This window comes from Streptomyces sp. NPDC104367, assembly GCF_055583825.1.
In genome coordinates, this window is record NZ_JBVJND010000083.1 from 1 (window position 1) to 3,039 (window position 3,039).

The 3,039-nt window shown below is 66.6% G+C and carries 2 protein-coding genes; one reads left to right on the forward strand and one right to left on the reverse strand.

Translation table 11 applies throughout. From position 1 onward, the window contains the following. The first annotated feature begins 1,595 nt into the window (after nt 1–1,595). Nucleotides 1,596–2,210: a hypothetical protein gene (locus ACZ619_RS45660; protein ID WP_469611955.1), complete on the forward strand. Its 615-nt coding sequence runs from the start codon at nt 1,596–1,598 to the stop codon at nt 2,208–2,210. Nucleotides 2,211–2,305: 95 nt separating this feature from the next. Here ACZ619_RS45660 and ACZ619_RS45665 read toward each other — a convergent pair whose 3' ends face one another. Continuing rightward, complete coding sequence (locus ACZ619_RS45665; RefSeq protein WP_469611957.1) at nt 2,306–2,923, reverse strand: sigma-70 family RNA polymerase sigma factor; 618 nt, start codon at nt 2,921–2,923, stop codon at nt 2,306–2,308. Between the last annotated feature and the right edge of the window lie 116 nt (nt 2,924–3,039).

The window sequence follows — 3,039 nt, forward strand, 5'->3', positions numbered from 1 at the left end:
CGGAGAGCCTGTCGGCTCTTAAGTTGGCCTGACGGCCAACTACGGGCCTGACGGCCCGTTAGGTACTGCCGTCGTGCCAGACGGCACGACTGTGTGACGGTGCAGGGTTGGCCCTGGCGGGCCAACTTGGTTGGTTTCTGTGGGTGTTGGCGGGCCTGGCGGCCCGCTCAGCTGGGGTGATGTCCTGCCTGGCGGCAGGACTGGGGTGGGTGACGGCCCCTCCCCTGACGGGGAGGATGAGCTGAGGGGGTGGGGCGCCGGCGCCTGGCGGCGCCGGTGATGTCATAACTGGGTGGTTGCACAGTTATTTGGGTTGTCCGCTGCTCCCCTATCAGGGAGAGGCTGAGCTGTCCGGCTGTCGCCGGACTGAGTGGGTGTCTGCTTCCTGTGCGAGCTTTGGGGTTGGTACCTGCCCTTCATGTGCTTCCGTGTGAGCCTGTGTGCGCGTGGCGCGTTGCCCGCCTGGCGGCGTGCCGGGTTCTCACGCAGTTGGTGCCTTGAGCTGTCGTGTGTGGTTGGTGGGCTTGGGGTGCGGCTTCTGGGAGCCTGGGGTTATGGCTGATGAGGGTTTGGTTTCTATGACGGTGAAGGTGGCTCTGGGGACGCGTTCACAGGTGGGGGCCGTCGTGGCGCGCCATCGTGCTGTGAGGCGGGAGCTGGCGCGTGATGCTGCGTGGGATGTGGGGGGCTTGAGTCGGCGTGAGGCGGATGTGGTGCGTGCCCGGTGGCGTGCTGTGGTGGCGGGGTTGCGTGAGGAGGGCCGGTTGCTGGACACGGTTGACTCGTTTGTCTTGTACGGGGTTCGTCATCAGTTGGCTGTGCGGGGGTGGGTGAAGGCGTGGCCGGATGCCGAGGGTGGGGATGCGGGGATGGGGCGTTGGCCCGGGGGTCGGGATGGTGGGTATCCGGAGGCTGTGTCGTTTCGACTTCCCTCTGGGGTGGCTCGGCAGGTTCGGGCAGGGTGTTGGTCGGTGTCGGCCGAGGCGGTCTGTGCACTGCGTGATTGGCGTGATCGGTATCCGGGGGTGGTGCTTACTCGGGCCGGACGGGATCAGGGGGCGGTGGAGGCATTGGTGGAGTATGAGCGATGGGCGGATCAGGTTGTTACGGTGGGTGATTTTTTGCGGGCTGGGCTGGAGTGGGGATTGGTTGAACAGACAGCTGGAGCTTAGTTTGTAAACTTGAAAGATGCTGCTCACTGGGCCTTTCGTGTTTGCCGGACTGGGCATTGTGGACTATCTTCGGGGCTGATGGTTCATCACAGGGTGTGAAGACACTGGAGGTTGGGGATGGCCGCGTCGTACGAAGGCTGGGGGCAGGTTCCGTGGTCGATGGCGTCCAGGACTCAGTTGCTGTCAGCTGACCTTCCGCGGGAGCCTGTGGGCGGGGTGAGCGGTCATGTCCGGACTTACCACCGCGGGCGTCGCGGGGTGGTGGAGCTTTACCTGGTGGAGGCCACTCGGCCGACTGCGTCGTCCGCGCGGCAGTTGGAGGCTGCGGTGAGTCGGCGTTCCCGTGAGACGCACGTGTGCGGGGACTGCGGGGCCTGCTGTGACCGGTCTCTTGTCGTCCGTGACGGGAAGAGGCTGTGTCCGATGTGCCAGCGGTTGCGTGATGTGGCGGCGCTGCAGATGTCGTTGCGGGCACGGCGTGGGGTGCTGGCCCGGTGGGCGCGGAGCATGCTGGAGGATCCCCGGCTTGCAGTGGTGTGGGTGGAGATGGTGGAGGGCGGCCGGACGGCGTCGGGGCGAGCGCGTCCAGCGGCCGCGGCGTATCTGACGGCGGTGGACGGGGAGGGGGTGAAGCTGGTGGACGTCGTCGTAGGGCTGGCCGGGGTTCGCAACCGTGAGGTGCCTGAGGGTGCCTGTCCTCCTGGTGCGGCGGTGGAGGTGTTGGAGAGGGCGCTGGGTGGGCGGCGAGTGTTGGCGTGGACGCAGGTGCAGGTGTCGGCGCTGACGCGCCGTCTGGAGGCGCTGGGGTGTCCGTTGCGGCTGACGGTGATCAGCAGTCTGCCGGGGGCTGACTGGGACGGGTGGCAGACGTCGGTGCGAGACCGTGTCGCGCAGTGGCGGGGCCAGCTCGACCCGGGGTCGGGGATGCTGTTGCCGGCCTGGGAGCCGGGGCGTGCGGACCGTCTGAGGTTGCTTCTGGCACGGATGGCGGATTTTTGTGAATTCGCGGATTCTGAAGAGACGTCAGCGCTCGGCTGAGGGCGGGGACGCGAGGGGCGGCGTGTGGTGCCTTCGAGTTCCTAGGAAGTGATGGCGAGGGGCCATGGGCCGGGGTAGTTGAAGGGGCGGTGTGGTCAGGATCTTGCTGAGCTGGCCATTGGGGCTACCAGGGGGTCGGCGGCGAGGCGCTGACGCGCTTGGAAGAGGTGGACTCTGACTGTGCTGGGGCTGATGCCCAACTGCTGCGCGATGTGGGCTGTCGGCACGCCGAGTGTCCACAGCCAGGTGACCTGCCGCATGCGGCGGGGGAGCCTGTTGAGCGCTTGGGCCAGTCCAGTGTTGCGCAGGCTCTCGATGGCTGAGTCTTCGGAGCTTCGCTCGACCTCGTTGCTGTCCAGGGGTTCGTCGGTCGTCACCTCCAGTCTGAAGCCCGCTGAGGTGAAGTGGTCGGCCACCAGGTTGCGGGCGATGGTGACCAGCCAGGCCCCGAAGTCCCGCCCACGCCAGGTGAACGTATGCAGGCGCTGGAACGCACGAGCAAATACTTCGCTGGTCAAGTCCTCGGCGGTCGCCCTGCCCCCGACTCGGTAGTAGACGTACCGGTACACCGTGTCGCAGTAGGCCGTGTAGAGGTCGGCGAACGCCGCACCGTCGCCGCTCTGGGCGCGTTGCACGCACTGCACGGTGTCCTGGATTCCGTAAGCCGGCTCGCCGCCCGGAGGGCGGGGAGCCGGTGATGCTGACGTGGGCATCAGCTCTCAGCTGTCGAAGCGCTAGGTGTTCTGTCCGGGGAGGTTGTGGACAGTGATGCAGGTCTCGGCTGACCGATCTTGAAATGGGTGAGGGCCTTCTGGCCTGGTGTGGATTG

Coding starts and splice junctions, on each gene's coding strand:
- ACZ619_RS45660 (WP_469611955.1), top strand. CDS start 1,596: ATGTGCCAGCGGTTGCGTGATGTGGCGGCGCTGCAGATGTCGTTGCGG.
- ACZ619_RS45665 (WP_469611957.1), bottom strand. CDS start 2,923: ATGCCCACGTCAGCATCACCGGCTCCCCGCCCTCCGGGCGGCGAGCCG.